The following is a 24,037-nucleotide window of genomic DNA, read 5'->3' on the forward strand; positions in this document are numbered from 1 at the left end:
TATGTAAAATGGGCTCTAAACCAGTCAATATCCCAGAAAAAATTAGATATCTATTTTTTCAAAAATAGTATAAATAAAGAGCCATTCAGTAAATGAATAGCTCTTTATTTATAACACTAGATAGTGTTAACGCTTCACAATCGGTAAACTGATGCTACTAGGGTATCTACTAGAATGATGAATATTGTTTGTAGCTATAATTCCTTCTGTCTCGTCATAAGTATTGCCACCAGTATTCAGATTCCGATCAAACCTTGGGAAATTAGAGGATGATACTTCAATTCTGATTCTATGACCTTTTTCAAAATAATTTGACGTAGACATAGGGGTCATATTGACTTGATAAACTTTACCTTTTTCCATAAAAACTTCCTTTTCATAACCCTCTCTGTATCTTACTCTTTGGATAGTTTCGTCTAGGTTATAAGCTTTACCATCTGGATATACATCGATCAACTTGATCGTCAGATCTGTATCCTTCACATCAGTAGATAAGAACAATTTAGCCTCTATAAAGCCACTAATCTCTACACCTTCTGCTAACGGCTCGGTTGTGTAGACTAAGATATCATCTCTCAACTCCATTTCCTGCTGATCAAAAGAGCCACCCTGTACGGCATTTCCTGTACAACAAACATTTCCTCCGTAGGAAGTTACAGGATTCATAGGGTCATATTGAAAAGTATCAGGATTATCTCTTCCAGGCTTTTTGGTAGTCAAGATGCCATCTCCTAGTCTGCTATTTGCCTTACCTTTGCTATCTAGAAAATAGGTGACCATTTGAGCTTCTTTTGGAGGCCAAGTATCTGATGATTGCCATTTGTTTGAGCCCATCGTAAAATACCTTACTTTTGGCATTTCTTCTTTGATTTTATTGGCTTCTTCTTTTAGCCAGAAATCAAACCATGCATAAGTCAATTCATTATAATTCAACCTAGCATCTCCTACGGATCTTTCACCTACAATAGTATTTTCTGTAGCTCTGGTATAGGCACAATGAAGGGTAGGGGCAATGACTAAATATTGATTATCTCTGATTTTTGGATCCTTTGCATTATTACGGATATGATTGTACATGGCAAGATTAGGACTAGCAGCCACATCATACCAAGATACAAACCAAAAACCCGGCTTTTCAAAAGGCATATCATCATGAAATAGTCCACCTTCATACCATTTTGGATCATTTGGCTTTCTGGTGATCATCTCTTCATAGATACCTTTAGGTCCGTTGACATTTTGGATAATATCTTGAACTGGCAAGTGGCTCAAGCCTTCTTTCCAATCAACTCTAGGGTACCTAGGAGCCATATCATAAAATCTTTGTAATCGCTGCAAATCCTCCTGCTGAATCCCTTCAGGTAGTCTTGGTGCCATCGGATCATGCTGCGTACTGTATAACCAAGTCGTGAAAAGCATCTGACCTGCACCTCCTCGGTACCAATTGCCTTGCTCGTAATAATCACCAATCCTTCCCACACCTGCACCAAAACCCTGAGGAATCAAGGCTGTATGAGCTGGATGATCCAATGCCGCAACAGCCATTTGCCACTCAGCAGTAGAAGAGCAGCCAATAGTACCGATCTTTCCATTGCTCCAAGTTTGTGAGGACATCCACTCCATGGCATCATAACCATCAGTCAATGGTGTACCTAGGATATCCCATTCACCCTCAGAGAAAAAACGCCCTCTTTCATTTTGGACTACATAAGCATAACCTCTTTTCACAGCTTCTAAGGCTGTTTGCATGGTTCTAGTTACTAATTCACCATCTCTATAGGAATTGAAGTTGTATGGTGTACGAGAAAAAATAATAGGAACAGGCTGATCGCCCTTGGGTCTGTAAATATCTGTAGCTAATCTTACGCCATCTCGCATAGGCATCATGACTTTTTGATCGATGACAGCAATTTCGTCTAACTGCTCTAAGATGGATTTCTCTTGAGCTGTGCTGACTCCCCAAACAAACAGGAACAACAATAGTAAGTGGAATTTTCTCATAGGTATGATTTGGATTATTTTCAATACCTAAAATAGAGCTTTATTCCTGAAAAGTAGAATTCAATTTTATAAATGGACTTTAATTCCTTTTAAATTTCTCCTTGAGTCCCTCAAAAAATGGCGTTCTGTTCTTTTTTCTTTTAGCTCTTGCTTTTTGTCTCCGCTTTCTGTCTTGTGTTTTACTTTTGACTAAAACAGTTCTTGCTGAAATTCCAACTTGCCCTCTAAAAAACTCTTCCCTCCCAGACATGTTAAAATTAGGCTTGTAATCCAGAGAAATCGTAGTGTTGAGCACAGTCATTTCTATTCCTGCAATCAAATCTATTCCATTGGTCGCATTACCGTAGGTCGTTATGATTTCCATTGTTGCAGGGTTTTTCACCTGACTTTCTTCCCAACCAAATGAATAGCCCAAACCATAATAGTAATTGAAACGCTTTGAGATAATTGGTTTGTGTTGCTCGAGGAGCAAATGCATCGTTGTATTTCGACTGAAATCTGATTGAATGATTCCCTCTAGGGTCGTATATTTCAAAATACGCTGCTGCGCTGTAAGCCCTAAGGTTCGACTGTAATCATTAGATCCTAATCTCAAACCAGCTGCTGTTCCATAGCGTTGCGCTTGAACATCAGTCAATGTGAATAGTATCAAGAAAAATGGAATCAGGAGTATAAGGTGATTTTTCAAAGGCTTAATTTAAATTAATGATATTTAATAATTTAAAAGGATCAAAAAACATTCCAATATTACCAATCCGCTTCTTCTTCGTCTATCTGCTCACTATCATTTGAAGAAAAATACCCAGCTAATATTTCTCTTCCTTGTTCAGTCACCTTAACTTCAGCCTTCAATAAAAACTCATTAGTTTCCATCAATGCTTCATAAGTTGGATTTTGGATATGCTTTGGAATTTTGAATATCCTTGGATCTTGTTTTTCAAAAGGAGTGTCTACTTTGCCTCCATAAAAGTACGGAATTAGCGTCTCTGAGCAACTAATACCGATCCTATCTATTCTGAATTCTTCAAAATGCGCTCTCAATCGATCATTTATGTCATCAAAGAAATCTAAAGTCTCTTGTAACCTAACTCTAGAACCTGCACGAGACTTACCTTTTGTCTTCAAATGTTTAATTTGACTTTTTCCTTGCTTCTTTCTAACCATGTATGCACGAAATACTTTATGCCTTTCATTTACAAAATTTTCAAAAAATCCCACCGAACCAATACCCGATCTTATCATGATTAAGACATAATTGAGAAATTCCTGTTCTTGAATCACATTTTTCTGAGCATCAAATTTTATACTCAAAGGAAGCCTGATTTTGAAACAATTTTCACCTGAATCTGTATAGCTAATCTGATGTTTCTTTTGACTATATTCGAAACTTAGTCCACTGCTTAGGAGAAAATCATACAATTTTTTAAATGCTTCTTTTTCAAATAAATAAGTCTTCATTTATTTTTTTTATGTTTCCTCCTTTTAGATGGTCTTATATTTGATGCTAAAGTAAAAAACCATGGAAAATAAAATACAATACTTGCTTGACAAAATGTGTGATAAGTCTGAAGAAGAGGCTTACGCTTATGCTGATCAGCTTGCAGAAATAGGAACGGAAGAAGTGGTAGATTGTTTGATCGAGGTATTGAACGGTGAAAATATTGACAATGCTTATCTGTCGGCAAGAGCTTTGAGTAAAATCGAAAATAACAATAAGGCTCTTGAACCACTGCTAGAGAAAATTCATGATCATACAAATAAAAATAGAAATGGACTCTTTGTACAAGCGCTTGAAGGGTTTGATTTGAGTGACAAATTTGTTGATGTTCTCAGGATATATCTTTTCGGAAACTTCAAATCATCGAATTTGGCTAAATCCTATCTGGACCATGTAGAGTTTGATTTGAGCCCGAGGACGATCAAGAAAGCAGAAAAACATTGGAGCCATTATCAGAACAACACTGATCAAGAAAGTGATGATTATACCATCAAAAAAGTAGAGGTTGAAACTATATTGAATGAAATAAAACAATTATTTCTTTAAATATAAACAACAAAGTAAGGGAAACACAGGTTATAATAGGGATGATAGTATCAAAAGAAATGAAAACGGCATATCAAGATTTTTTAGAAGATTTTGGATTCAATCTGGATCCAACGATTCTTCATTATGTCAAATTATTTGATGGAGGCAAGCAAGTAGTATTTTTTCATCATATTTCAAATTCAGATTCGAACTGCATTGAGGTTCAACTTGGTATTAGAATTGACGCAGTAGAGGACATCATCAATCAGTTTTTGCCATCACTGGGAGACTTTAGTGAAAGAAGTACAACGTTGATCATGCCTATCGATCAGATCAATGCCAACATGCAAAGGAGATACTTTATTAAAGATGAAAAAGAGGTACCTGAAGTCCTTAAAAAAATTGAAAGCCATTTGGTAAAAGATGGTTTTAGATGGTTGGATAGGTACTCAGATCCTATCGTCCTTGAGGATTATTTTAATAATAATCCAGATCAAGAGTTTATCACTCAGAACTTCACTTATCGATCTGCTCGAGCGATCACATTGTGTAAATTATATAATCCAGATAATTACAAGGATAAGAAAAAAGCTTATTTAGATAAATTGGAAGAAATGATGGTTACTCCATTTACGCTGGCAAGTTTTCTTAACCTGCTAAACTATCTAGAGAACAACTAAAAAAAGGATCGAGTCACATCGATCCTTTTTTAATTCACTTCTTTTTCACACCTCTTACAGCCTCAGCTTCCAAAGGATTGTCAGGCCAAGCGTGCTTTGGATATCTCCTTTTCAATTCTTTCTTTACTTCAAAGTAAGCATGATGCCAAAAGCTATTTAAGTCAGCCGTCACTTGCACTGGTTTGAATCCAGGGGAAAGTAAGTGAAGAATGATGCTTGTCTGGCCATCATTGATTTTGGGAGTATACACCCAGCCAAAGACTTCTTGTAGCCTCACGGCCAATACCGGCGCATCTCCGTGAGGTGAATAATTTAGCATCAAGCTACTTCCACTCGGAACAGTGATTCTAATTGGTGCCAGCATTTCAAACTTTGTCAATTGCTCGTAGCTAAGACTGCTCTTTAGAATTTCTACTAAATCTAGCTTTTTAAAATCATCAGGTTTTTTGATTGCTGAAAAATAGGGCTCCAAGAGATCTCTATTTCGTTCAATAATTGCAGCCGTAGACCAATCAGGCCATTTTTCATGTGGTCTCCAGCGCTTTATAGAAGACATTCTAGCTTGTAAAGCTTTCACCTGGTCATTGATATCTAGTAGTTTTTCTCCTTCCTTAATTAGAGCATGGCTAAGCGCCTGATACAAATCTTCTGCTGTGAGGTCATGAATTGGTGTGGATTTCAAAACTATGCTACCAATACTTAAGTCATTGGTGGCAATCAAGCCACCCTTTCTACCATCCCAGACCACTATTTTCCTAGTTTTCAAAAAGGGGAGAAGATCCTTTGGGTTCAATGGGGATGCTAGAAATATCTTGCCTAAACCATCTCTCGCATCGATATGTGATACTGCAAGCCAAGAGTCATGTGCTAAATCATCCTTGTGAGAAATCATGGCCATTTTACCATTAGCTAGCTGAAATTGAGCATTATTCCCCGGTCGGGCACAAGCTATACGCTCAGGATAGGCCAAAGCTATCAGTGCGCCAGTTTCAAATGGATCTACAAAGTCATTTTCAACAGTTACTCCAAAAATCCTTCTGTAATTCGCTGCAATCTTCTCAACCTTATTCAACCCTTTAACTGATAATTTTTCTTTCCGAGCTCGGCGCAAAGCTTCGATTCTCAAATTGATATCTACTCCTAAATCAGGCGATAAAGGATCTCTTTCTTCCAATAAGCCCGCAATATCAGTGGCCAATGCCACTTTTGATTCTTCCTTTGCGATGACCAACATGTGCGCAATTCTGGGATGTGCTGGGATGGCATGAATTTGTCTGCCATGTGGTGTGATTCTGCCATCTTCTATGGCATTAAGTTGGGTTAAGATTTCAAAGGCTTGTGATATGGTTCCCAATGGAGGAGGAGTGAGCCAAGTCATTTCTCTGATGTCTTTGATACCCCACTCTAACATGTCAAGAACTAAAAAAGCTAGGTCTGCTTCTAATATCTCAGGTGTTCTAAACTCCTGAAGATTTGCATGGGTGGCTTTCGACCATAATCTATAACATACACCAGCTTGTAGCCTCCCAGCTCTACCAGCTCTTTGGTCTGCTGAGTCTTTAGCTATCCTGATAGTCTCCAACCTACTCAAACCTGAATTGGGGTCAAATTTTGAGGTTTTGCCAAATCCAGAATCAATTACTATGGTAACCCCCTCAATTGTTAAGCTGGTTTCAGCAATGGAAGTGGATAAAACCACTTTTCTTTTGCCATGCTTATTGGGCATGATGGCTTGGTGTTGAGCAGTAGGAGAAAGCTGGCCATAGAGTGGGTGGATTGAAAAATCAGGCAATTGCTTTCTTAAAATAGCTTCAGTTTTTTTTATTTCACCTTGTCCAGGCAAGAATACGAGTATATCTCCTTCATGTTTTTGACTGGCATCAATTGTAGATTTTGCAACCATCTCAGCCATCAACCACGGATCAATATCTCCAGCGTATTGAATATCAACAGGAAACATCTTCCCTTGACTGGATATCACTGGTGCTCTAAGCAGGTGGGATAGCTGTGGCATGTCTAAAGTTGCTGACATCACCATGATCCTCAAATCTGGTCTCAATACTTGCTGGGCTTCTCTACAAAGTGCCATCGCTACATCAGCATGAATATTTCTCTCATGAAATTCATCAAAAATAACCATCCCAATATCTTCAAGGGCATTATCTGAATGTAACATCCTAGTCAAAATCCCCTCAGTTAAGACTTCAAGTTTGGTCTTTGAGGACACTTTAGCCTCAAATCTTATTCTATATCCTATGGTTTCTCCTAGATTCTCGTCAAGGAGTTCTGCCATCCGCTGTGCGATTGACTTGGTCGCCAGGCGCCGTGGTTCAAGCATTAATATCTTCTTACCTTTCAAAAAACTTGACTCAAGTAAAGCCAAAGGTAATAATGTGCTTTTCCCAGCTCCAGGAGGAGCTTGTACAATCAATGTGTTTTTATGGGCTAATGTTTCCTGTACTTCTAAGATAATCTCACGAACAGGTAAGTCTATACGGAATGGATCAAAAGTCAAAATCTACTTCATTTTTGAAATCCAAAGGTAAAAAAAATACCACCGCGCTAGCAGTGGTACTTTCAAAATTATATGGTTGAATATGATTATCTATAATTTCTAGTTCAATATCTACGATTAACTTGCCCACCGAGATAGATCAATTATCTATTAATATCTGAATCATAGAATTACCTTACTTTATAAAGCTTGCAACTGAATTTGCAGAGATCCCAATTCAGCGTAATAAGATAGATATCTTACTCTACTTTTGCAGCAGCTCTTCCGTATTCCCATCTGATCTCAAAACCCGAGGAAGTGACTTCATAAACCAGTCGCTCTTCCATAGCTGACCCTTGTACAGAAGGAACTGTAACTCTCAATGCGTCTTGTGATTGATCATAGGAATAAGCACCCCATTGCTTGGCAACTTTATTGAAAATAAAAGTTGATTCCATCTCACCCGGAATAACAAAGAAGCTATATTTACCAGCAGGAAGATCTTTTCCTTGAACTTTGACGTCCTTGCTGAACTCGATTGTGGTAGCATCATTAGCTCCAGCTCTCCATACCTGACCTAGTGGAACTAAATCACCCCAAATCGTTCTACCTTTCACGGCTGGGCTAGAATAATTGATAGTGATTTTGGCACCATTAATTTCTCCCTCAGCTGTTTTTGCTGGACTCGGCTTTTCATCCTGTGTTTGAGCTACAAGCCCAAAAGCCATTAAGAAAATCAAAATTAAACTGCTCTTTTTCATTTGTATATTATTTTGGTTAGATGTTTACTCGCTTGAGGGGTTTACAATTAGCGTTAACAAGTCATACTTTAACCCACTTTTGTGCCTTATGACTTTCTATGATTCTTTCACAAATAATCAATTCACGAAGTCCGTCTTCAAAAGTAGGGAAACTCGGGTGATCAGGTTGCTTACCTTCTCTCACAGCAGCATAGACTTCTTTGAACATCTGCTTGGAAGTATCAGGAAAGCCTTCATTGTGTCCGCCTGGAAAACTGATCAATCCAGCTGCCTCTGCAGAAAATAAAGCTGGATCTTTCAACAAATGTAGATTAGCAGTTTCTCTCTTTCCAATCCACATTTCATTGGGGCGCTCTGAGCACCATTCAAAATTTGCTTTTGAACCCGCTATCTCAATATTCAACCTATTTTTTCTTCCTGCATTTACTTGGGAAACAGTCACAGAGCCCTTATTGCCATTGTCAAATCTGAGCATCACTGTTGCATGATCTTCGGTGGTGATAGGCACTTCCTCGTAATCGGAGGCATTGAGCATTTTCCCAGAATAAGTTTCTATGGCTTTCAACGGTTTCAACCTAGTTTTATGCACTGTTGAAAAGTCAGCCATTACTTCTGTTATTCTCAAACCTGTAATGTACTCTGTGATGTCCAAAAGATGAGATCCAATATCTGCGATCGCTCTTGAGTCACCAGACTTGTCAGGCTCAAGCCTCCAGTTGTAATCAGTCTGAAGGAATAACCAATCTTGGAGATAAGACCCCATGATACTGTAAATATCTCCCAAATCTCCATTTTCACGCATACTTTTCATCTGTCTGACCATAGGATAATAGCGCAGGTTGAAATGCACGGCATTGACAAGACCTTTTTCTTTAGCTAGTGCAACTAGTTCTTCAGCTTCTTCGATTTTGGTAGCGAGTGGTTTTTCGCAGACCACATGCTTACCTGCCAAAAGCGCTGCTTTGGATTGAGAAAAATGAAGGAAATTTGGCGTACAGATATGGACCACATCAATTTCTGGATTTTGAAGCATATCATCGAAAGTGTAAGCTTCAGGAATACCCAATAAAACTGCTTTTTCTTTAGCCAACTCGATATTGACCTCACAAAGAGCTACAATTTCAATGTTGGGAATTCTTCTTAGCGCTTCTAAATGCGCAGGACCAATAAAACCTGTTCCAACAATTGCTGCTTTGATTTTTTTCATAATAGGTTTGGTAGTTTTTGATTCTAAAAATTAAATATAGTGCTTTAAAAGCTTTTTAAAAACCATTTCTCTAAGCCTAGGTTAAATCCATGTCCATTTATATTCATTAACGGCAGTTTGTCAAATTATCTATTGAAAAAGTACCCAAGCATTTATGCATTTCTGATTTTATGTTTAAATTATTGTTCCAAATAAATAATTTCTAATCATGGCAAATTATAATCTACGCATCAACGGGAAAAATTACGAAGTAGATGTAGAAGACGACACGCCACTTTTGTGGGTTTTGAGAGATCATCTTGGCTTAGTGGGTACCAAATATTCTTGTGGGATCGCTCAATGTGGAGCTTGCACGGTTCATATAAATGGCGAAGCTACGTTTTCTTGCACCATACCTATATCTAGTGTTGGTTCAGATAAAGTTACTACCATAGAAGGGTTGTCTGAAAATGCCGACCATCCTGTTCAGAAAGCGTGGAAAGAAGTAGATGTAGCGCAGTGTGGATATTGTCAAGCAGGTCAGATCATGAATGCAGCTGCATTTTTGAAAAAGAACCCTAAGCCTAGTTTGGAAGAAATAGATAATGCGATGAATAGAAATATCTGTCGCTGTGGAACTTATCATAAAATCAGAGAAGCTGTCGCTTTGGCAGCTAAAACCAAATAATTATGGCTGATATCACTAAAACAAATAGACGGGATTTCTTAAAAATCGCGGCGACTGCTACAGGAGGTCTTTTTATTGGCTTTTATTGGTCTAGTTGTGACTCCCCAAAAATGAAAGTACTCTCAACTGAGGAAGTTTTGAGTAAAGCACATAATTTCAATAGTTTTCTATCCATCTCTCCAGATGGAGATGTGGTGATCTATTCTCCTAATCCAGAATTGGGTCAAAATATCAAAACATCTTTTCCTATGGTCGTAGCTGAGGAACTTGATGCTGATTGGTCAAAAGTACGCGTATTACAAGCTCCATTGGATAATGATAAATTTGATCGACAGCTTACTGGAGGTTCGGGTGCTATGCCTCATTCTTGGGAAAGATTGAGAAAAGCAGGTGCCACAGCGAGACACCTTTTGTTGACAGCAGCTGCTAATCAGCTAGAAGTGGATATGGCTTCATTATCCACCGAAAAAGGAATGATTTACCATAAAGCTAGTGGAAAAAAGCTGACATATGGAGAAGTGGTCATGGCGGCCTCGGAATTAGAGGCACCAGAAGAAGTATTGCTTAAAGATCCAAAGGATTTTACCATCATAGGTACTCCCATCAAAAATGTAGACAATGATGATATGTTTACAGGAAAGCCTCTTTTTGGTTTGGATTTTTACAGAGAAGGGATGCTTCACGCCATGATTCAAAGGCCTCCTTTTGGAATGAAAATCAAATCTGTAGATGATGCATCAGCTAGGAGTGTCTCCGGAGTGACAGACGTCATCCAATATGATAATTTTGTGGCAATCGTAGGTACTTCTACTTGGCCATTGATGAAGGCAAAGCGTAGATTAAAAGTAGAATACGAATCAGATGGAAATGTAGAAAGTACTTTTGATCATGATAAAATCATGAAGGAATTACTAGATTCCAAAGATGCAAGAGTCATGCGACAGGATGGTAATGTGGATGAGGCATTTAAAAATGCAGCAAAAGTAATCACTAGCGAATATCAGTGTCCATTCTTACCGCATGCACCCATGGAACCGATGAATTTCTTTGCGCATGTCAAGGGAGAAGAAGTGGAGCTTATTGGCCCTACACAGACTCCAGATGCTGCAAGAATGCAGACAGCTCAACTATTGGGAATTCCTAAAGAAAACATCACCGTGGATATCACTAGACTTGGTGGTGGTTTTGGTAGAAGATTGAGAGCTGACTATGTTTTGGATGCAGTAGAAGTCTCCAGAAGAGTCAATGCACCTGTAAAAGTGACTTGGTCTAGAGAGGATGATATGACTGGAGGAGCCTATAGACCAGCTGTAAGGTACAGGTTCTCTGCCGCGCTAGATGCAGCAGGAAATATGATTGGATTTAAGTTAAGAGGAGTAGGACTCAATGCTGGTAACTCCGTCAGACAAGATAATTTTCCTTCTGGTGCCGTACCAAACCTTCTGATCGAGAATATCAATTACAATTCCTCTGTGACTACCAATGCATGGAGAGCACCCATTACCAACTTCCTAGCTTATGCAGAGCAATCTTTTCTGGACGAAGTAGCTTTAGAAGCACAGAAAGACCCTGTGAAGTTTAGACTAGATTTATTAGAACAAGCTAAGAGTTCACCAACTGGATCAGTTAATTATGATGTGGATCGTATGATCGGTGTTATCAAAGATGCTGCTGAACGATCCAATTGGGGTAAGAATAGCAATGTGAAGCAAGGATTTTCTGTCTATTTCTCACACAGATCCTATGTTGCTCAAGTGGCTAATATTGAAATGATCAATAATCAGCCCGTTTTGAAAAAGATAGTAGCCTCAACAGATTGTGGGATTGTGGTCAATCCTACAGGAGCCAATCATCAGGTAAGGGGAGGTATAGTAGATGGCATGGGGCATGCGATGTTTGGTAACTTGGTATTTGAGAATGGTCTTCCGAAGCAGAAGAATTTCGACTCCTATAGATTGATCAGGATGAAAGAAGTGCCTGAGATAGATGTTAATTATGTTGACAGTGGTTTTGACCCGACAGGACTTGGCGAACCAGCTTTACCCCCTACAGGTGGCGCAATTGCCAATGCTATCTTTGCTGCAACTGGAAGAAGACTGAGAAGTCAGCCATTTTTAGAACAAAAAGAGTTTTCTGATTTGAATCTTGAGATAAGAAGGGGTTAATATATAGTTTCTATAAACAACTCAGCCATGGTTTTATAGCTAAAGCCATGGCTGATTGTTTTAGACTAAATTTCATCTCTCCCACGCTCAGCAATGTAGGGACCTTTAAAAGTCACTTCATCATTATCTATTGCGAAATCTACCTGCATTTCTTGCTGTGCCTGTTCATGAATATTGAGACAAGCATTGAAATGAACGACATGAAACTTCAATATCACATGACCCGCATGCTCGGAAAGGAAAAATGGTCCTTTGGAAATTTCAACTTTCTCCACTACCGCTCCTTCTGACTTGAAATAGTAGGAAAGCATGATCCCTAAGTCTTTGCTGTTACTTTCAACCAAGTGTTCAATCTTGTCTTCCTTGGAAATAGATTGATCATTTCTTAGAATGGGAAACTTCCATATTTCTTGCATAAGCTTAAGTTTGAATTGTAGTAAAATTGAATCAAACTGAGAACATATCTTCAATAGAACAAGTTTTTTAAAGTAAAATATAGCAGGATGAATTACCCGATTTATTTAGATCATAATGCCACTACGCCAGTAGCTCCAGAAGTATTAGAAGGGATGCTGCCCTATTTTACTACTCACTTTGGCAATGCTGCTAGCAAAAATCACCCTTATGGCTGGATGGCGGAAAACGCAGTAGAAGAGGCTAGGGAAAAACTTGCTCATCTAATCCAAGCAAAACCCAAGGAGCTGATTTTTACCTCAGGAGCTACAGAGGCAATTAACCTAGCTATCAAGGGTACATTTGATCATTATCAAGGTGAGCAGCAACATTATATTTCTTGTGTCACTGAGCACAAAGCAGTCTTAGATACCTTAAGGAGCATAGCTAAAAAAGGAGCAGAAGTTTCGCTATTACCTGTAAATCACACTGGTAAAATAGATCTCGAACAGCTAGAAGCAAGCATCACACCTGCGACAAAAATGATCTGCTTGATGTGGGCAAACAATGAAACTGGTTTGATGCATCCAATTAAAGAGATTGCTGCTATTGCTGAAAAACATAATGTAATTTTTTTTACAGATGCTGTTCAAGCCGTTGGGAAAATCCCAGTCAACTCAAGAGGAATCCACATAATGGCCATGTCTTCGCATAAACTATATGGACCAAAGGGAGTGGGGGCTTTGTATATTAGACATAACCACACACTTCCAAAACCTCTACCATTGATAGAGGGAGGTGGTCATGAAAAAGGCTTCAGAAGTGGTACATTGAATGTTCCTGGCATCATAGGGCTAGGCATGGCAGCAGAAATTGCTAAAGAAAATATTGACTTATATTCAAATCAAATAAAAACGCTCCGAGATGAGCTTGAATCAGGCATACTTGCACTAGAGGGAACGGTTTTGAATGCTGGTCAAGAAAAGAGACTTCCACATGTTACCAATATATCATTTGAAGGCGTAGAAGGAGAAGATTTACTGCGAGAAATCAATCGATCAGTGGCTGTCAGCTCTGGGTCAGCGTGTAGTAGTATAACCCCAAAACCATCCCACGTACTTGAAGCAATGGGAATTGAGGCAGATTTAGCAAGAGCTTCAATCCGTTTTAGTCTTGGGATAAGTACCACGCAAGAGGAGATAGAGCAAACAATCAGAGTCGTCAAAGCAGTCCTTAGTAGACTGAGAAGTTAGCCGACTTATTTACCAATGGCTTTCAATACCTTTTCTACCAATTCCGCTTTTTTACTATTCTCAATCCAGCGGGTAACTATAACCAAATCATTTTCTGGGTCTACATAGATCATGTTGGTTCCTGCACCTAGGTGAAAGAAGGCTGTGGAAGGTGCAGCTGGAATTTCTTTTTTGTCCGTATTGAGAAAATAATTCATGAAGCCATAATTGGTCTGAACAGGAGTTGGGCTGAGTGACTTTTCTATCCAAGATTCAGAGATGATTTGCTCACCATTCCATTTACCCTTATTCAATGTCAGATAGCCAAATCTTGCTTGATCATAAGCCGAAATAAATAAACCACCACCCCAATGTGAGCCACCCGAAACAGATTGCATGATTTGACCATCAATGATGACAAAAGAATTTTCATATCCTGTCCATCGCCATGTAGGACTAGCACCGATCTTATCCATGACCATTTCCTTGAAAACTATCGGTAGGGGTTTTCTCCATACATTCATAGCCGCTAATGCCAATACATTCACCCTAGTATCATTGTATTTATAAACAGACCCAGGCTCATTTCTTTCTCTATTGATCCAAGTTGCAGAATTCCCCTGTGGCCGATCAGCCCAGTCTGGTTTGCCCCAAAGTGATCCTTCCCAATCAGAAGTTTGTCTCAGTAAATGCTCCCATGTGATTTTCTTATTGTGCTCGGTACCAAACAAGTCAAAAACATCTTCATCATTCAAATGATCAGATTTGTTCATCAACATCTTGTAAGGATCATAAGGTATAATGGGTGCCATGTAAGGATAAACCAAATCTTTTTCTGAACGAATCAAACCTTGATCCACAGCAAGGCCAACAGTGGTAGAGAGCACGCTCTTGGCCACACTAAAAGTTAAATCAACCCTTGCCGGATCACCCCATTCGGCGATCACATAGCCTTTATAAATTACTAATCCCGTCGCAGGGCCTCGATCTTTCATCGGACCCACAGGAAAACCAAAAGGCTCTCTACCAAAAGCACTTAGGTAATGAGACGCTTTCAAGTTTTGTTCAGCAGAACTTTCGGTCTCGATAGCAAAATCTACAGCAACTTGGAGAAGTTTGGTATCTACTTTTAATATTGAAGGATCTTTTTTATCCCAAGTACCCATACTTGGAAAATACCTAGACTGAGCAATCAGAGAATTGAAGCTAAAGAAAAAAACGAAGAAATATAAGGTACAAGATTTCATGAGGTGATTATTTAATTCAATCTAAAAATTAAGCGCTTTAATTTTCTCATCAAAGAGATATTATTTGAATGAAGAAGTCTTCTTTTAAAAGGAATTAGCAGGATTACACCAGCAAAATACTTAATTTAGACTTAAACAATTTGGTTTGAAATTGGTCTATTTGTTAAGCAACAGCACAAAGTAACACATGAAAGTAATTGTAATTGGTGCGGGAATATCAGGACTTATTGCCGCGTATGAATTAGAAAGATCTGGAGTTAAGCCTATTTTACTAGAGGCTACAGACAAAATAGGAGGAAGAGTAATCACAGACGAAGTATATGGATTTTTATTAGATAGAGGATTTCAAGTCTTATTAACATCATATCCTGAAGCAAGAAGATACTTAGATTATGATGCATTAAAACTCAAGCGATTTTCTCCAGGAGCAATTATCATGAAACCAGGAAATTCTTTCGCAATTCATGACCCAATGCGAGACCCTTTAAAGCTTTTTGGAATGATTTTCTCTGAAGTCGGAAACTTGACAGATAAACTCCGAATCTATAAACTCAAAAAGGAGCTTGCAAAAAAATCCATTGAGGAGATATTTGAATCACCTGCTATCACAACTTCGAGTTTTTTAAAAAACTATGGTTTTTCAGATAGAATAATTGATAATTTCTTTAAGCCTTTTTTCAAAGGGATTTTCCTTGAGAACGAATTGAGTACGTCTTCTCGCATGTTCCAGTTTGTTTTCAAAATGTTTGGAGAAGGATACGCGGCAGTTCCTGAGAAAGGAATGGGAGAGATTTCAAAACAGCTCAGCCAAAAGTTACAACACACCACTATCAAACTGAATTCTCCTGTTAAATCAGTCATTGGAAAAGAAGTAACTCTTGAAAATGGGGAAGTTCTTGAAGCAGACAAGATTATTATTGCATGCAGACCTGATAGAATTATTCCACAGTTAGAAGGACAAATCAAGCCTTTTAGATCAGTCTATAATTTGTATTTCTCGCTTGAGAAATCCTTTTTGATACAGCCTATGATTGCTTTGATTCCTGATTATAACTATTTGATTAACAATATTGTATTTATGTCTGATGTAAGTAAAGCTTACAGTAAAAATGGAAAAGCTTTGCTTTCGGTTTCAATTACTAAACCGATAAAAGACTCAATCAACTTGGAGAAATTGGTCAGTATAGAATTAGAAGCTTTAAGCGGTATTAAGGCAGAGTACTTTAAGCCGGTCAAAACTTATCAAATATCAGAAGCGCTACCTGATGTAGATGACATGAAATCAGATCAGCCTTTTACTAATTCCAAATTGAACGACTATGTATTTCTAGCAGGAGATTATCTACTCAATGGCTCAATCAATGCAGCAATGACTTCAGGTAGAAAAGCTGTGGAAGCCTTATTACTCAGCACACAAAACCCGATGTAAATGAAAAAAACCATCGCAATAGCAGGAGCAGCAGGATATGTAGGGCGATGGTTTATAGATCGCTTTAAAGATAAATATCATATCGTGGCCCTTAGTAGAGGAATTGCGCTTGACAATCCTGATTCTCAAGTAGAATGGCGTTCTGTTGAGCTCTATTCAATAACATCAACCATTGAAGCCCTAAAGGGCGTAGACTACGCAATCTACCTAATTCATTCCATGTCAGCATCCACAAGGTTGAATCAAGGTAGTTTTGAAGATACAGATCTTCTTTTGGCAGATAATTTTGCCAGAGCTGCTAAAGTGAATGGCATCAAGCAAATCATTTACATGGGAGGGATACTACCTAAAGAAGTTGAGGATCAAAAGATCTCCAAGCACCTTAGAAGTAGACTAGAAGTTGAAAAAACTTTGGGAAGCTCGGGAACTCCTGTTACAGCTTTAAGAGCTGGTATCATCGTTGGACCTGGCGGGTCATCTTTTCAAATGATATATCATTTGGTTGATAATCTTCCCGTGATGATTTGTCCTCAATGGACTTTGTCCAACACCCAAGCCATTTCTTTACGTGACACACTGACCATCATGGATACCTGTATCGGCAACGAAGAAGCTTATGGTAAGGTCTATGAAATAGGCAATCCTGAGATTCTGACGTATAAAAGTATGCTGGAAACTACTGCCCGGAAGATGGGCAAAAAACGGTTGATAAAATCTGTTCCAGTTTTCTCAGTTGGTTTCTCCAAGCTTTGGGTGAGCTACTTTGGTAAAAGCCCAAAAAAACTTGTTTACCCTCTGGTTGACAGCTTAAAACACACACTTACTGTAGATCCAGACCTAGTTTTTGATTTGAGGACTATTGATTATTTGTCTTACGAAGAAAGTGTGTCCATAGCCATTGACCCTACAAATCAACTTCCTAAATTACCGAAATTCAAAAGACTACAAGCTGTAAAAAATACTGTTAGAAGTATTCAAAGATTACCTAATACAAGACATAAAAGTGCTCTTTGGGTGGCAAACAGGTATAAAGTATGGTTACCATTCTTTTTTAGATCTTTTATAAAAGCCAGAGAAAATCAAAGGGGCGATATTGGTTTTCATTTGTTGAATATGGAAAAGCCATTACTTCAATTGACTTGGATTCCAGATCGAAGTGATCTCAAACGTCAGCTTTTTTATATTACAGGAGGTTCACTTGTCAAGCGTTTTGACTATGGCTGGCTAGAATTTCGTGAGGTTTTGGATGGAGAATTTATGATTTCAGCTATTCACGAATTTGTGCCTCGATTGCCATGGTACATTTATATCAATACTCAGGCCCATGCACATTTGATTGTCATGAATAATTTTGCCAAATACCTCAAGCGATTCCAAGATTAAATTGTACAAGTGGTTGGTCTGTGGCCATTCTGAATTCGTATCTTTATCTAAGAATTAATCTGAAGTACTTTTATGAGAACGTTAACATTTAATAATGGCGATCAATTACCAATTTTAGGCTTGGGTACTTGGAAATCCAAACCTGGAGAAGTCTATCAAGCTGTCTTGTGGGCGATTGAAGCTGGCTATAGACATATAGATTGTGCTGCTATATACAACAATGAAAAAGAAGTTGGAGATGCATTGGCAAGAGCCTTTACAGATAGAATAGTAAAAAGAGAAGACTTGTTTGTCACTTCCAAACTATGGAATGATTGCCATAGATTAGAAGATGTCAGAAAGGGCTTAAGCAAGACCTTAATGGATTTAAAATTGGATTACTTAGATCTCTATTTGATACATTGGCCTGTGAGTTTTAAAAAGGGTGTAGGTTTTGCAGAAAGTAGGGAACAATTCTACACTTATTCCGATGTACCACTTGCACAAACTTGGCAAGGTATGCAACAAATTCAATCAGAAGGGCTAGTACGTCATATTGGGGTTTCTAATTTTAATATTGGAAAACTGGAAGAACTATTTGCAGTAGGAGGACAGGGTCCAGAAATGAATCAGATAGAAATGCATCCTTATCTTAGACAAGACAAACTGGTCAATTATTGCAAAAGTAAAGGCATGCTCTTGACTGCATATTCCCCATTAGGGTCAGGTGATCGATCAACTTCAATCAAAAAACCCAATGAACCCAATCTTTTTGAAGATTCTCTTGTCAAAGAATTAGTCGATAAATATGAAATTAGCCCTGCTCAGGTCTTGATCGCTTACTCTATTCATAGAAATATTGCTGTTATTCCTAAATCCGTCAATAAAGAAAGAATAAAACAGAACTTTGAAGCTGCTGATATCAAATTGAATCCTGAAGATTTGGACTTATTACTCAAAATTAATACTCAATATAGGTTTATTGATGGGAGCTTTTTTACAGGTCCCAAAAGTCCTTATCAACTGAGTGATTTGTGGGAAATAGAATAAAAGTTCAAAAAAGACCAAGGAAATTAATTCTTGGTCTTTTTTGTTCTTGCTTTAGTTGATAGATAAATTTATTTTAAGATGATCAAAAGAATTAAAAAATTTACATTTTTTCAAATTATTATAGACAGTGTCAAAGACTTTGCAAGCAGCGATTCAATGAGTTTCGCAGCAAGTACTGCTTTTTACACAATTTTCAGTATGCCTGCCTTATTGATCATTATTCTCAATATAGGTACTACATTTTATCAAGAGTCAGAAGTCAAAGAAGAAATAATTGTACAAGTAAGGCAATTGGCGGGTGAGGAGAGCGCTCAGACTTTGGCTGACATCATGGCTAACTTCACAATACAAGCAGATGGTGTCTTCTCTAATGTTTTTGCTATTGCTATTTTGGCTTTTAGTGCGACCACTGTATTTGTAAGTTTGCAAAATGGCATCAATCATATCTGGCATATCAAAGCGAAACCTGAAAGAGGTTTTTTAAAGTTTGTGATCAACAGATTATTGAGTTTTTCAATGGTGGCTTCGATTGGATTTATCTTATTGGTTTCCTTGATCATGGATGCGTTATTAGTAGTCATATTTAATTGGTTTTCTGACTTCTTCGAATCCATGGCTTTCTTACTAGCATCTATAGGACATTTGGTTATCGGTCAGGCTATATTAATGGTTGTTTTTGCTTTGATGTTTAAGATCCTTCCAGATGCGAAAGTGAGATGGAGAGATACATGGCTCGGAGCATTTCTGACAATGCTTTTATTTGTATTAGGAAAATACTTGATTGGACTCTATTTGGGAAACTCAGACCTAGGTTCTGCTTATGGAACTGCTGGTTCACTAGTCATCCTTTTGATCTGGGTATATTATTCTGTTGTCATATTTCTTTTCGGAGGTCAGATCACCTATTACATCGCTGAAAAAGTAGGGAAAGGAGTTATTCCCCTAGCGCAAGCAGTAAAAGTGGAATTACGGGAAATAGAGGAAATAAAGTCTGAAAAGGAGGAAAAATAAGGTTAAAAAGAAATAAAAGCCCTTGCTAGTTTTTTAAAACTATTCGAACCTTGATATTATCAAACAAAATAAAGCCAACATCATGAATTGATGTTGGCTTTATTAATTGTCAAATTATCCAAAAAAGCTCTTCAGGCCTTCAATCTTATGATCCAAGGAAGCCTCAACCGCACGATATGCTGCTCTATTTGGAAGTTTTTCATGGACAGAGAAGTAGTATTTGATCTTAGGCTCAGTACCCGAAGGTCGGGCAGAAATCTTACTTCCATCAGCTAGATAAAACTGCATCACATTAGACTTAGCCAAATGTAAAGTTTGCTCCATCCCATTGACCATATCATAGACCTTACTTTCTTTTACGTCTACGACTTTGGTCACCTGAATCCCATTGATTTCTTTAGGTCGGTTAGCACGGTATCCTGCCATCAGGTTTTGAATTTGCTCAGCACCATCTTTACCTTTCTTGGTGACTGAGATCAAGTGTTCCTTGTAGAAATCATGCTGCATATAAATCTCAGCTAAGACATCTTGAACAGTCTGACCTTTACACTTATAATATGCGATGATTTCTGCTACTATTGAGCAAGCAGATACGCCATCTTTATCCCTGACAAAATCACCCACTAGATAGCCATAACTCTCTTCACCACCTCCTATATAAGTTTGCTTACCTTCTTGAGCAAGGATTACCTCTGCGATATTTTTGAATCCTGTCAAAACCGAATAGCAAGTCACTCCAAAAGATTTACAGATTTCATCTATCAATTCTGTGGTCACGATGGTGTTCACCATAAATTCCTTACCAGTGAGTTTGCCATGCTCTCGCCATTTGCTGAGTAGGTAGTAGGTGATCAAAGATCCTGTTTGATTTCCATTCAGTAACTCAAAGTTGCCATTTTCATCAGGAACACAAGCGGCATATCGATCTCCATCAGGATCACAAGCTAGCACCAATTCCGCATTTACTTTCTTTCCCAATGCCAGCGCCATGGTCAGGGCTTCAGCTTCTTCTGGATTAGGATAGATGACTGTTGGAAAAGTACCATCAGGCTTTGCTTGTTCTTTGACAACATGAATATTCTCAAAACCAAAGACTTTCAGTGCAGCTGGCACCATCTTACCTGAGGCTCCATGGATAGGAGAGAAAACAATAGGCATGTTTCTCTGAAGCATAATAGCGTTCGGAGATAGACTGAGTTTCTTGACTTCATTGAGATAGATCAAGTCAAAATCCTCTTCAATATATTCGATCAAGCTGTCATTTTTATTCCAATTGACGTCATCTACTGAAGTGATTTTTTGTACTTCTGTGATGATATTGATATCATGTGGCGCGACTACCTGACCACCATCTTCCCAATATGCCTTGTAGCCATTGTATTCTTTGGGGTTGTGAGAAGCTGTTACCATTACACCGCTTTTACATCCAAAATATCTGATAGCAAAAGATAGCATGGGAGTAGGGCGCATCTCTTTAAAGTATTTCACTTTGATCCCATTAGCGGTGAAAACATTAGCCGTAGTATCTGCAAATAGCGTATTGTTGATTCTACAATCATGGGTGATCGCTACCGAGATGCTTTCATTGGGGAAGCATTTCAAAAGGTAATTAGCTAAACCTTGAGTGGCCATGGCTACTGTGTAAACATTCATCCTATTGGAACCTACACCCATGATTCCTCTTAAGCCGCCTGTACCAAACTCTAGGTCACGGTAGAAAGAATCAATCAATTCTGACTTGTCAGTTGAATCGAGAAGTGATTGAATTTCTGCTTTACTTTTTTCATCGATGTTACTCTTCAGCCAAGCTTCTGCCTTAGCTATAATCATTGGATCTACATTGGTCATTTTGTAAAAAGTTTGAATGAATATTCAAGTTATAAATTCTCTTTTCAAAGTGAAAGGTTTCCTCAAAAATTGATGATGGCATTTGCACAAAGAATCATTATTTCTATTCCAATGTCTGTAGAAATAAAAAAAACTCACCATACTAGGTATGATGAGTTTTGATTCTAGTTTCAAAATATTTTTAAAGGTTCCCCCTTAATTCTTGTTCTCTTTCGATGGCTTCAAAAAGCGCTTTGAAATTCCCTTTTCCAAATGATTTGGCACCTTTTCTTTGGATGATTTCATAAAATAGTGTAGGTCTATCTTGCACTGGCTTGGTGAAGATCTGCAACAGATAGCCTTCATCATCTCTATCTACTAGGATGTTGAGATCTTTGAGTGGTTGAAGGTCTTCATCGATCTTTCCAACCCTATCTAGCAAATCATCATAGTAGGTAGAAGGAACTTCCAGGAATTCTACACCCCTTTTTCTCAATTCCGAAACAGTGTGAACAATGTCATCTGTAGCGATTGCCATGTGCTGTACACCTGCTCCGTTATAGAAATCTAAATATTCTTCAATTTGAGATTTTTTCTTGCCTTCTGCAGGTTCGTTGATTGGGAATTTGATAAATCCATTACCATTGGAAACTACCTTAGACATCAAGGCAGAATACTCAGTAGAAATATCTTTGTCGTCGAAAGTAATCAAAAGATTGAAGCCCATGACTTTTTCATAGAAATCTACCCATTTGTTCATTTCTCCCCAACCTACATTTCCTACACAGTGATCTATATATCTCAATCCAATAGGGGTTGGTTTGTATTGTGAAGTCCTAGGTTTGTATCCTGGGAGGAATATACCCTTGTAATTTTTCCTTTCCACAAAAGTATGGATAGTTTCTCCATAAGTTCTGATCGAAGCTAGGACAACTTCGCCATTGTCATCTTTTATTGTTTTTGGTTCTTCATAAGAAATGGCCCCTCTAGCGGTGGTTTCCTCCCAAGATTTCTTGGCATCATCTACCCAAAGTGCCAAAACTTTTACACCGTCTCCATGTTTTTTAATATGGTCTGCTATTGGATGGTTTTCTTGTAATGGGGTAGTCAGAACCAATCTAATTTTATCTTGCTTCAATACATAGGATGCCCTATCCTTAATGCCTGTTTCTGGTCCTGCATAAGAGATAAGTTCGTACCCGAACGCATATTGGTAATAAAGTGCTGATTGTTTGGCATTGCCTACGTACAGTTCTACGTAATCTGTCCCTAATAAAGGGAGAAAATCATGTTCCATTTTGCTGTGAATTTGGGTTTATACTACTCTCACAAAGATAAAAAAATATACTTAGCCAAAGGACGGAAGCAGATAAATGTATAAAAAAGATCAATTTTCAATTGGAAAATAATTAATATCTTGTCTCTTTCTTGCCATGACTTCGAACTCTTTGCAAATGAAATTATCTCTATACTTATTCATTGTTTTTCTACTGCTAAGTCCTGCTATCTTTGCGCAAAATGCTTTAGATTCGGTGGTTTTTCAAAATAATAACTACTTGGTCGGTGAAATAAAATCATTGGAGAAGGGTGTTTTGACAATGAAGACTCCCTTCAGCAAGGAGAATTTTAAAATCAAATGGCTACAGGTAACAGAGTTGTATTCTGAAAAGTCTTTTTTACTGACTACCAAGGCAGGATTCAAAGATTATGGAAAAGTCAAAACGCTTGAAAAAGGTCAAATAAAACTCCTTGTAGCAAAGGATGTCGAATATCAATACGCCATTGAAGATATCGTGGCTATAAAACCACTGGAAAGCAGTTTTTTATCACGCTTCAATGCTGCACTTGATATGGGATTCTCTTTGACAAGAAGTAGAAATCAGAGACAATTTACACTGAGGAGTAGATTTGGATACACCTCTAAAAAATGGTCTTTTGATGCATCTTATAATAAACTATATGCTTCACAAGAAGGTGCTGAGACGATCAGACGGGGAGATGGGTACTTAACATCTCTATACTCTTTAAACAAGGATTGGTTGGGAATTGCGAGAATTGATTATTTATACAATACCGAACAATTAATTGATATCCGATTAAACAATAAAATTGGAATAGGAAATTACCTGTTGAACTCCAATCGAATGCAATGGACTGCATTAGGAGGAATCTCTTATAACCTTGAAAATTTTGATAGTGAAATTTCTAGGAAAAGAAGCGTTGAGACTTGGATTGGAACTGAGTTAAATATTTTTGACATCAAAAAAGTCAGTTTAAACTCCACCATTTTTGCTTACCCAAGCCTGACTGAAAGAAATAGAATAAGAGTAGATTATCGATTCGATATCAAATATGATCTGCCTCTAGATTTTTATTTGAAAACAGGTACAACCATCAATTATGATAGACAACCTGTGGGGGGCGCTAGTAGTTTAGATTATGTGTTTCAAACAACCTTTGGCTGGTCTTTTTCAAAGTAGCTTAA

Annotated in this window: 20 protein-coding genes; 10 read left to right on the plus strand and 10 right to left on the minus strand. The window is 38.0% G+C overall.

Annotated elements, in window-relative coordinates; genetic code table 11:
* Positions 1-126 precede the first annotated feature (126 nt).
* The 3 genes from CHB66_RS11195 to CHB66_RS11205 form a co-directional block, all read right to left on the minus strand.
* On the minus strand, positions 127-2,001 hold the full coding sequence (locus CHB66_RS11195; protein WP_089240943.1) for a CocE/NonD family hydrolase: 1,875 nt from the start codon (positions 1,999-2,001) through the stop codon (positions 127-129).
* Positions 2,002-2,080: 79 nt separating this feature from the next.
* Positions 2,081-2,689, minus strand: coding sequence for a hypothetical protein (locus CHB66_RS11200; protein ID WP_245812717.1), 609 nt, complete (start codon positions 2,687-2,689; stop codon positions 2,081-2,083).
* A gap of 59 nt (positions 2,690-2,748) precedes the next feature.
* A complete protein-coding gene (locus tag CHB66_RS11205) occupies positions 2,749-3,459 on the minus strand; it encodes a hypothetical protein (RefSeq protein ID WP_089240947.1) in 711 nt (236 codons plus the stop codon).
* Between the two features lie 61 nt (positions 3,460-3,520).
* Between CHB66_RS11205 and CHB66_RS11210 the strand changes: the two genes are divergently transcribed.
* Together CHB66_RS11210 and CHB66_RS11215 are read left to right on the plus strand one after the other, a co-directional pair.
* Positions 3,521-4,045, plus strand: coding sequence for a HEAT repeat domain-containing protein (locus tag CHB66_RS11210; RefSeq protein ID WP_089240949.1), 525 nt, complete (start codon positions 3,521-3,523; stop codon positions 4,043-4,045).
* 59 nt (positions 4,046-4,104) lie between these two features.
* A complete protein-coding gene (locus CHB66_RS11215) occupies positions 4,105-4,707 on the plus strand; it encodes a hypothetical protein (RefSeq protein WP_245812718.1) in 603 nt (200 codons plus the stop codon).
* A 34-nt stretch (positions 4,708-4,741) separates the two neighbouring features.
* Here the strand turns inward: CHB66_RS11215 and hrpB are convergent, their stop codons facing one another.
* The 3 genes from hrpB to CHB66_RS11230 all read right to left on the minus strand — a co-directional run bounded on the left by hrpB (position 4,742) and on the right by CHB66_RS11230 (position 9,169).
* Positions 4,742-7,222, minus strand: coding sequence for an ATP-dependent helicase HrpB (gene hrpB, locus CHB66_RS11220; protein WP_089240953.1), 2,481 nt, complete (start codon positions 7,220-7,222; stop codon positions 4,742-4,744).
* Positions 7,223-7,461: 239 nt separating this feature from the next.
* A complete protein-coding gene (locus CHB66_RS11225; protein ID WP_089240955.1) occupies positions 7,462-7,962 on the minus strand; it encodes a DUF2911 domain-containing protein in 501 nt (166 codons plus the stop codon).
* 61 nt (positions 7,963-8,023) lie between these two features.
* Positions 8,024-9,169 (minus strand): Gfo/Idh/MocA family protein, encoded by a 1,146-nt coding sequence (locus CHB66_RS11230; RefSeq protein ID WP_089240957.1) that lies wholly within the window; start codon positions 9,167-9,169, stop codon positions 8,024-8,026.
* 208 nt (positions 9,170-9,377) lie between these two features.
* Here CHB66_RS11230 and CHB66_RS11235 point away from each other — a divergent pair, with 208 nt between their 5' ends.
* Together CHB66_RS11235 and CHB66_RS11240 are read left to right on the plus strand one after the other, a co-directional pair.
* Entirely contained in the window at positions 9,378-9,836 is a 459-nt protein-coding gene (locus CHB66_RS11235) for a (2Fe-2S)-binding protein (protein ID WP_089240959.1), read from the plus strand.
* A 2-nt stretch (positions 9,837-9,838) separates the two neighbouring features.
* A complete protein-coding gene (locus tag CHB66_RS11240) occupies positions 9,839-12,001 on the plus strand; it encodes a xanthine dehydrogenase family protein molybdopterin-binding subunit (RefSeq protein ID WP_089240961.1) in 2,163 nt (720 codons plus the stop codon).
* A gap of 65 nt (positions 12,002-12,066) precedes the next feature.
* On the opposite strand, the gene CHB66_RS11245 is transcribed toward CHB66_RS11240, so the two are convergent.
* Positions 12,067-12,417 (minus strand): hypothetical protein, encoded by a 351-nt coding sequence (locus tag CHB66_RS11245; RefSeq protein ID WP_089240963.1) that lies wholly within the window; start codon positions 12,415-12,417, stop codon positions 12,067-12,069.
* An 87-nt stretch (positions 12,418-12,504) separates the two neighbouring features.
* On the opposite strand from CHB66_RS11245, the gene CHB66_RS11250 reads away from it, so the two are divergent.
* Complete coding sequence (locus CHB66_RS11250; protein WP_089240965.1) at positions 12,505-13,647, plus strand: cysteine desulfurase family protein; 1,143 nt, start codon at positions 12,505-12,507, stop codon at positions 13,645-13,647.
* A gap of 5 nt (positions 13,648-13,652) precedes the next feature.
* Here the strand turns inward: CHB66_RS11250 and CHB66_RS11255 are convergent, their stop codons facing one another.
* On the minus strand, positions 13,653-14,873 hold the full coding sequence (locus tag CHB66_RS11255; protein WP_089240968.1) for a serine hydrolase domain-containing protein: 1,221 nt from the start codon (positions 14,871-14,873) through the stop codon (positions 13,653-13,655).
* A gap of 187 nt (positions 14,874-15,060) precedes the next feature.
* Here CHB66_RS11255 and CHB66_RS11260 point away from each other — a divergent pair, with 187 nt between their 5' ends.
* From CHB66_RS11260 to CHB66_RS11275, 4 genes are all read left to right on the plus strand, one after another.
* Entirely contained in the window at positions 15,061-16,302 is a 1,242-nt protein-coding gene (locus CHB66_RS11260; protein ID WP_089240970.1) for a protoporphyrinogen/coproporphyrinogen oxidase, read from the plus strand.
* Positions 16,303-17,685 (plus strand): NmrA family NAD(P)-binding protein, encoded by a 1,383-nt coding sequence (locus tag CHB66_RS11265; protein WP_089240972.1) that lies wholly within the window; start codon positions 16,303-16,305, stop codon positions 17,683-17,685.
* Positions 17,686-17,757: 72 nt separating this feature from the next.
* Positions 17,758-18,714 carry an aldo/keto reductase gene (locus CHB66_RS11270; RefSeq protein WP_089240974.1) on the plus strand — a complete coding sequence of 319 codons (957 nt, stop codon included), beginning with the start codon at positions 17,758-17,760 and terminating at the stop codon, positions 18,712-18,714.
* 78 nt (positions 18,715-18,792) lie between these two features.
* Positions 18,793-19,725 (plus strand): YihY/virulence factor BrkB family protein, encoded by a 933-nt coding sequence (locus CHB66_RS11275; protein ID WP_089240976.1) that lies wholly within the window; start codon positions 18,793-18,795, stop codon positions 19,723-19,725.
* Positions 19,726-19,839: 114 nt separating this feature from the next.
* On the opposite strand, the gene CHB66_RS11280 is transcribed toward CHB66_RS11275, so the two are convergent.
* Both CHB66_RS11280 and hppD read right to left on the minus strand, forming a co-directional pair.
* Positions 19,840-21,573 carry a phospho-sugar mutase gene (locus tag CHB66_RS11280; protein WP_089240978.1) on the minus strand — a complete coding sequence of 578 codons (1,734 nt, stop codon included), beginning with the start codon at positions 21,571-21,573 and terminating at the stop codon, positions 19,840-19,842.
* Positions 21,574-21,754: 181 nt separating this feature from the next.
* Positions 21,755-22,849 (minus strand): 4-hydroxyphenylpyruvate dioxygenase, encoded by a 1,095-nt coding sequence (hppD, locus tag CHB66_RS11285; protein ID WP_089240981.1) that lies wholly within the window; start codon positions 22,847-22,849, stop codon positions 21,755-21,757.
* Positions 22,850-23,006: 157 nt separating this feature from the next.
* Here hppD and CHB66_RS11290 point away from each other — a divergent pair, with 157 nt between their 5' ends.
* The gene (locus CHB66_RS11290) at positions 23,007-24,032 is read left to right on the plus strand and encodes a DUF481 domain-containing protein (RefSeq protein ID WP_170932479.1); all 1,026 of its coding nucleotides are present in this window, start codon (positions 23,007-23,009) and stop codon (positions 24,030-24,032) included.
* Positions 24,033-24,037: the final 5 nt, after the last annotated feature.

This window comes from Belliella buryatensis, from assembly GCF_900188245.1.
Classification (GTDB): Bacteria; Bacteroidota; Bacteroidia; order Cytophagales; family Cyclobacteriaceae; genus Belliella; species Belliella buryatensis.